This window comes from Okeania sp. KiyG1 (assembly GCF_014132355.1).
GTDB lineage: Bacteria > Cyanobacteriota > Cyanobacteriia > Cyanobacteriales > Microcoleaceae > Okeania.
The window spans coordinates 100,502-108,582 of record NZ_BLZO01000072.1 but is presented as its reverse complement, the minus strand read 5'-3'; the positions used below and the strand labels follow the sequence as shown (position 1 = coordinate 108,582).

The 8,081-nt window shown below is 36.6% G+C and carries 5 protein-coding genes and 1 pseudogene; all 6 read right to left on the bottom strand.

Annotated features, from left to right (window positions below; genetic code table 11):
* Positions 1-609 precede the first annotated feature (609 nt).
* Entirely contained in the window at positions 610-897 is a 288-nt protein-coding gene (locus SAGCYANO_RS15965; protein ID WP_202220987.1) for a hypothetical protein, read from the bottom strand.
* Between the two features lie 1,871 nt (positions 898-2,768).
* Positions 2,769-3,661 (bottom strand): annotated as a pseudogene (fabD, locus tag SAGCYANO_RS15960) (ACP S-malonyltransferase).
* Positions 3,662-4,699: 1,038 nt separating this feature from the next.
* Positions 4,700-5,707, bottom strand: a complete 1,008-nt coding sequence (locus SAGCYANO_RS15955; protein WP_202220986.1) for a beta-ketoacyl-ACP synthase III — start codon at positions 5,705-5,707, stop codon at positions 4,700-4,702.
* Between the two features lie 183 nt (positions 5,708-5,890).
* Positions 5,891-6,031, bottom strand: coding sequence for a zinc ribbon domain-containing protein (locus SAGCYANO_RS49280; RefSeq protein WP_202220985.1), 141 nt, complete (start codon positions 6,029-6,031; stop codon positions 5,891-5,893).
* Positions 6,028-6,477 (bottom strand): transposase, encoded by a 450-nt coding sequence (locus SAGCYANO_RS49275; RefSeq protein WP_202220984.1) that lies wholly within the window; start codon positions 6,475-6,477, stop codon positions 6,028-6,030. Before SAGCYANO_RS49275 ends, SAGCYANO_RS49280 begins: the two co-directional genes overlap by 4 nt.
* Positions 6,478-6,852: 375 nt before the next feature.
* Complete coding sequence (plsX, locus tag SAGCYANO_RS15940; RefSeq protein ID WP_202220983.1) at positions 6,853-7,890, bottom strand: phosphate acyltransferase PlsX; 1,038 nt, start codon at positions 7,888-7,890, stop codon at positions 6,853-6,855.
* Positions 7,891-8,081: the final 191 nt, after the last annotated feature.

Sequence of the window (8,081 nt, the reverse complement as noted above, 5' to 3'; positions counted from 1 at the left end):
ATAAAAACCAGTATCCTCCTCCAGCTAGTAGGAAAAATAATAGTATAAAAACAATTACTGGTGGTGTATTATTTTTAGCCATGATTGTTTTACTTGATTTTATAGTGATACTAAGTACAATTTGGATCAAATTACTTATGGAGTTATAGATAACCAATGACTACCTATAAATTTGTACTCCAGTTGTTTCTATTCTAGAATTTTAGCCTGAATAAGTAGCATGATCGGAGAGATTCTTTTACTTATTTAAAAATGAGTATTTTATTACTTCAATAATTTAGAAAAACTCAGGTTTAATCTATTTAAGTTTTGCTCTTTAACTTCTGTATTTTATTTAATCCTCATTCCTTAACAGATGTATTATGCTCTAAGTGGCGTTCCACCATTGCGGGATGATTTATAATCAAAGAAAAAATTTTACCTTGGCGATCGCCAAGGTAGGAAGCATGAAAATTAACGTAAGCATTCAGCCATCAGCTATTAGCTAACCTCCTATGGTCGGAACTGCAGACTTCAGCTATTAATTTTGAGGAAGATAAAAGCAACCTTTAAAATTGAGAAGGAATAAAAGTTACTGTCATGCGTCCCCTTCCTAAACCTTAGAAGTCATTACTCATTACTAATTGCTGACTGCTGACTGCTAATAGCTGTTTGCGCAGCATTCCGCAGGAAATGCTTACAAATTAACTGTCCTGAATGTACATCAAATAATATCAGGAAAAAGCGGCTATAGGTGAGTTCAGCAAAATTATCAATTGCTTTGAGTGTGGTCGTCAATTTGCAGAATTTTATTCTCATAGATATTTTTTTATATGTAAGTTTAAGATTAAACGCAAAATATACTGCATCAAGTAAATGTTCCCAAATTATTTTGACTTCGGTATGTCGCCAAACCATAGATTATCCTATCTGCTTCCTGACTCCTAGTCTCAAAATTAACTTTATTTATCACCAAAAAAATCAGGTCTTAAGTCTCCCCTTTTAAGGGGATAAAAGGTGGTCGTTAGTGGAGCTTTCCATTGGATGAGATAGTGAGAAAATTTCCCCACATAATTGACCAAGAGAAAAAAATTTTGCATCTTTTCCCTCCCTATTACAGGATGTACTTAAGCACGCAGCTCCTCTTTCAACAATTAATAATTAATAAGGGTTTGCTGAAAAAGTCTTATGGGTGAGGGTAGGAGACAGGAGACAACCCACCCCTAACCCCTCCGGTGGAGGGGAAGACAGGAGAAAAGTGTCGAGAGCGAGGAGGTAGGAGTAAGAATTGGATATAGTGATTTTTCTGCCCAACTCTTACCTAAAATACGCTCCTTTTTGAGCGTGAAGAGCTGAAAACCAGGCACTTTTTAAAGACCCCAAAAAGGCTAAAACCTTTATCTGTAAATACTTTTAGATTTAATCAGCAAGCCCTAATTACCTCTCCTTGAAAACGGATAGGATTGACTAATAATGAAAATTTTTCTTCTCTTGGTCCATTGGATATGGCGAGGAGACCCGCTCTTATCAGAGCCGCTCCGAAGATCGCCATCCCACCCTACGGGAAGCTACGCTAACGACCGCTTATTATCTCCTTAAAAGGGGAGGCTTTAAACCACAATTTTTCGGTAAAGAGGCTAACGAATAACTAGATTACTGATAACTGAATTGACTATGTACTGATCAGTAATTAAAGTACGATATAACCCAAGAATTTATAGTTATAGAAACCCTAAATCCTTCTTGATAATTTTACTACTTCGGTTTTCCCTATTCCCTATTCCTTATTCCTTATTCCTTAAAAGTCTAGAATATACCACAATTAAAATCTGCATTGTTATATAGCAATATCAAATTATTTGTAAGAAATCTAAGGATATTTCAACAATTAATAATTAATAATTACCTCTCCTTGAAAACGGATAGGATTGACTAATCATGAAAATTTTTTCTCTCTTGGTCCATTGAATATGGCTCCGAGACCTCGCCATCCCACCCTACGGGAAGCTCCGCTTTTTCCGTTTGTCATGCTCCGCAAACATGTCGCGCAGCGTTAACGTATTTATGCGCCAGCAAAACGACCGCTTGTTTATCCTTTAAAGGAGAGGCATTTTACCTTAATTATTCGGTAAAAACTCTGAAACTTTTCCCCTATACCCAGATCCGGTGTTTCTTCAATTCAAAGATACTTTTACCCACAACTGAAATAGGATTGTTATTTTAGTCTAAAAAATAGGATGTGACTATTCTCTTTGCTACCCAAAAGGCTAATTTTTTTGCCTATGATAAATTTAAAAAATATCAAACTATCTACTAAATTTTTGACTATAAATCATAAAAACTTCTAGGCTATTCTTTAGTAAACATTCAGATGTGCTTGTCTCGTAAAGTCATAACTGCGGACTTCAGCCATCAGCTATTAACTTATATCATGTCCGGATAATTAGTGATAAAAAACTTTCTCCTTCTTCTCCTGTTCTTCTTCTTCCTTCTTCTTTCTTCCCTCCTGAGTCCTGAGTCCTGACTCCTGACTCCTCCGTTGTTATTTATTTATAACTGTTCAACCGGACATGATATTAATTGCCATTGAAGGAGGAATCAGAGTTGAAATATTTAATAGAATTAAAAGTCTGCAATAAATTAGCTACTTGTTCACGACTCAATATTAGTCAAATCATCAAATTACTAATTCCTGTTAACGTAGTTCCTCCGGAGGAGGAAAGCTGACCGCTAATAGCTGTTTGCGCAGCATTCCGCAGGAAATACTTACATTCTTTAGCTTTTGACTTTCAAATTTTAACTTGAACTTTAATATCCTTTAAACTACTTACATTTGCTAATTTAAAATCTGGACAAGTTCGTTTAATTATACCTGTGAGAACTTTTCCCGGACCAATTTCTATAACTTTTTCTACTTCTTCTTTTGCATCTCTAAAGATGTTTCGCGCCACCGCACACCATTTGTCATTTGTTGAGCAAGACGTTTTTTTATAGTAGCTGCATCTGTAGTAGCAATTGGCTCAAAATTGGAAATTATGGGAAATTTTGGATCGGCAAATTTTTCTGATTCTAATACTTGTTGAAATTCTATAGATGCAGACTTCATTAAGTGAGAATGAAACGCTCCAGAAACATTTAACTTCACTACACGTTTAACCTTAATTTTACTGAGCAAAGTTTCGACTGCTTCTGGTGTACCAGATATGACAACTTGAGCTGAATTATTATCATTTGCTAGAACAACATCTGCTGTTTGCTGAAGTTCCTCTTCAAGCTTTTCTCGATCGAATCCCATTAAAGCTGCCATCTGTCCATCTGTGGCATTATTCATAAGTTCGGCACGTTTTTTAACTAATTTTAATCCTGTCTCAAAATCGAATACCCCAGCAACGTAGAGAGCAACATATTCTCCTAAACTATGACCTGCAACAATATCTGGTTGAAAAGAATTAGCACACATTTCATCTGCTAATAAGCTTTCTACTACATATAAACAGGGTTGAGTATAAAGAGTTTGAGATAATTTTTCTTCTTGGGTTTCACAAATTTCCGTAATAGACCAATCTAAAATTTCGTTAGCTTTCTCAAATTTTGCTTGAGCAGAAGGTAAGTCTAACAAATCTATTCCCATACCAATTTTTTGAGAACCTTGCCCTGGAAACACCCATGCTGTTTTTGTCATTTTAATATGATAATTTTGACTATGATTTATGTTTAAAAGTTGTCATACCATTTCTCTGTAACAATGCGCTTAATAATTATTACCAAAACCTGAATTTTACTAATAGCTGTTATCTTTTATTAAACGCAACATCAGGTCGAAATGGTATCAGCTATTTAGCCCTGAAAATATATAGTAGTCGAAGGAAAGGTGCTTGACAGTTAAAAAGTTTAAAACTCAGAAAACGTAAGACTTTTCTTTCTTTCTTATTTCTTCTTTCTTATTCCTTCTTTCTTATTTCTTTTTTCTTCTGCTATATATCCCAATTTTTTGTAAAAGGAAATAGAGAGTATAAAATCATCAATGCGTTTTAGCTTAAATTACATTAGACATAGACATGATAATAAAAAATCAAAGTAAGCATTCAGCTATTAGCTGTCAGCTCTCAGCTCTCATGAGGGGATTTTAATTAATATAGACTGTTTTAGCCAGCTTTTATAGTTAAGTATAAATTCTGCCTCAATTAGTAAAGCTTTTATCTAAAACTAAAAGCAATAGCTGAAGTTCGCAGTTCCGACCACAGGAGGCTAGCTGACGGCTGTTTGCGCAGCAGTCCGCAGGAAATGATTACAAATCAAATCAATTATCGCACATAAATAATCAATTATTTTCCCCTACTCCCTACTCCCTCTTTTGATAGAGAGGTCTATTTGAACTTCGACTCAATTACCGAAAAATTGTGGTTGAAAGCCTCCTCTTTTCAGAGGATAAAAACGGTCGATATTCGGAGCTTCCCGTAGAGTGAGATGGCACCATTCAGAGCGGCTCTGTTACTCTTCGGGTTTCCTGGCCATATCCAATCGACCAAGAGAAGAAAAATTTTCATGATTAGTCAATCAATTCCGTTTTAAAGGAGGGTTCATTAATTGATAATTGATAATGGATAATTGATAATTACCTCGGGTTTTAACCGTTACGGAATTGAATATAAGGAAATATTATTTCTTTTTTCCCCGATCAAGGGAGGCTTCAAGGCGCGAATTATTTAATTATTAATTATTAATTATTAATTATTGAAATGCCCCATTCAAAAATTGCTGCTCCCCAAGTTAACCCTGCTCCAAAACCAGAAGCAGCAATAATATCTCCCGGTTTAACTTTACCCTCCCTCACAGCTTCATCTAAAGCTATAGGTATAGAAGCAGCAGAAGTATTGCCATAATTTTCGAGATTACTAATAACTTTTTCTGATGGAATTTTGAGTCTACTAGCAACAGAATCAAGAATTCTTTGGTTAGCCTGATGTAATAATAACCAATCAATTTTCTCAGTACTCATATTAGCCTTAAATAAAGCTTTTTCTATCACTTCCGGAACTTTTTGAACCGCAAAACGATAGACTTCTTTCCCATTCATAGTGACTGGTTGATAAGTACCTTGACTAACAGTTACTCCCTCAATTATTTGTTTTGCTTGGGGTTGATAAGAAAGATTTAGACAGTTATTTTGACTACCATCACTGCGAAGTTCAAACCCAAAGAGTCGGTCTTGTTCTGAAGCTTGCAAAATCACAGCACCAGCACCATCTCCAAATAACACACAAGTGCCTCTATCTTCCCAGTCTACCCATCGGGACAAAATATCTGCCCCAATCAGCAAAACATTCTGATACACTCCTGTACGGATAAATTGTCCTCCTGTTACCAGACCAAATAAAAATCCAGAACAAGCAGCAGTCAGATCGAAGGCCACTGCTTTCAGGGCACCCAATTCTGCTTGAATTTGACTAGCAGTGCCAAACAAATCATCTGGAGTAGATGTGGCCAAAATTATCAAGTCAATATCTGTAGGAGTAATATTAGCTTGGGCGATCGCTGCTAGAGATGCTTTAGTTGCAAGGGTACATAATGATTCTGTTGTATCTGCCAGTCGTCGATTACGAATTCCTGTACGAGTGCCGATCCATTCGTCAGAAGTCTCTACTATTTGGGATAACTGTTGGTTACTTAGGGAGACTTTTGGCGTAGCTGAACCGCTTCCTGTAATGGCAATACCGATATTTGTCATCTGTCAGTTTTTAAGCTCTTATTGGTTTAAACGTGAGTGACATACTCCCACACGCTCGCTGGCGCTATAGTGTGGGCTTCTCGTTTCGCAGCCCTGCCATTGCATCGGGCTCCACGAGCTTTAAAGACGGAATGCCCTACCGCCCTATTTTTTATATTTATCGCTGCATTTCCGTTTGTCATACTACGCAAACAAGTCGCGCTCTACTACAATACCGCAATGTGGGCAAGAATGAGTTCGTATGTTTAATTCTTTATCGACTTTTTCCCCACAGTTTGAGCAATTTTGGCTAGTATTTTTTGGGTTCACTGTTATAGTTTTCACCTCCAGCATTTCCGGCTTTGACAGTCAAAATAGACAGGAATTGACCCCCAAATCGCATCCTTAATTGATTTACTCAAACGAGTCTTTGCTAGCCCTTTAATGTTTAAGTTTTCGTATTGGATAACTTTAGCTTTTGATAACAATTTATTGGCTGTTTTAAAATTAAAATCTTTACGTTTATCGGCAACCTTTTTACGTTGTTTTACGACAGCTTTGACAGCTTTTAACCATCTTTTGCTACCTTTCTTTTTACGAGATAAACGTTTCTTTTGAGTCTTTAATCGCTGCTGATATTTTCGATAGTATTCAGGTATGGAGACAGATTCTCCTTCACTTGTTACTAAGAATTCCTTCAACCCCATATCAATTCCCAGAGTATTTTTTAATGTAGTTTCCACTTCAGTTGTTAAAGCTGGAACTGATTTTTCTTCTAGGGATAAAGTCATTTCAGTTATCAGTTATCAGTTATCAGTACCTCTGTGTGCCTGTTTGCGCAGCATGACAAAGGTCAAGCATCGAGATTGAAATATTGAACTTGACTTTCTCTTGGTCTCATGGATATGGCGCAGGTTTCCTCGCCATCCCTCGACCGCTTTTTCATCCCCTTGTAGAGCGGTAGCTCGCGGCGCAGCCAAGGGGAGGCTATTGACCTTATTTTTTGGTAACATAATAACCATCAGCTTTACGACTAATACTCACTGTTTTAATTATAAACCCTTCTGGTATTGGACGATGTTGAATTAACTTTACCTTTCCAATTTTTGTTCAATAATTTTGGCAGCTTCTAATCACAGTTAATCAACCTAAAATATATAGAAAAATTACTGATTACTGACTATTGATTTGTGATTTTCTGGTACATAGTTAGAATTAATTCGTTCAATTACTTTATTTTCTACTGCGTCCCTTGCTGAACGAATTGCATTAGATATAGCGATAGCTTTAGAAGAACCATGACTAATAATACAAATCCCGCCTACTCCTAATAGTAATCCACCTCCATGTTCTACATGATCTATTCTTTGCTTCATTCGTTTTAAATTAGGTCGTAATATTGCAGTACCTATTTTCCCACTCAGACCTGGCGTTAATTCTTCTCTCATCATTTGCAATACAGCATCACCCACTGCCTCAGCAAATTTTAATAAAATATTTCCGGCAAAACCATCACAGACTATCACATCAAAACTACCAGATAAAACATCCCGACCTTCTGCATTACCAATAAACTTAATTTGATTATTTTCTTGCAGTATTTGATGACTCCTTACTGCTAAATCATTTCCTTTTGATGGTTCTTCCCCAATATTCAGTAGTCCCACTTTTGGTTCAGTAGTCCCCAGGACATATTCGCTATAAATTGTTCCCATCACTGCAAACTGCTCTAAAAATTTAGGACGGCAGTCTACATTTGCTCCAACATCAAGAATCAGTACTGGTTTTTTGGGAACCATAGTTGGCAAAACTGCCCCAATTGCAGGGCGATCGATTCCTGTTAGTCGTCCCAAACGTAGTAAAGCGGAGGCCATGACTGCTCCTGAATGACCTGCAGATACCACAGCATCAGCTTCTTTTTGCTTGACTAATTTCATTGCCACATTAATTGATGCTTTGGACTTACGTCTAATAGCAGTCAAAGGTTCTTCGTGCATTTCCACAATTTCCTCGGCGGGGACTATTTCTGGCAGAGGTTGATTTGACTTGTGATTAATACAGGCTTTTATTTGCTGAGGGTCGCCAACTAACAATACTTTTACACCATGAGTTTCTTGTGCTTGTATTGCTCCCTCAACAATTTCTGATGGGGCGTAGTCCCCACCCATAGCGTCTATTGCGATTCGTGTAGGTGTTATTCCCATTGATCCAAGTTAGAGAAACCTTCAAGATTTTATCAGTTAATTGATGTTTATTTACTTTGAATGAATGACTTTTGAAAAATTATTCTCTCGGACATTAATTCAATTTATAAAAGCAAAAATATTTTCTATAAACACACAAAATATACAGTTTTCCGAGTTGATTTACAGAGGTCTTCATTACTGAGATTTTT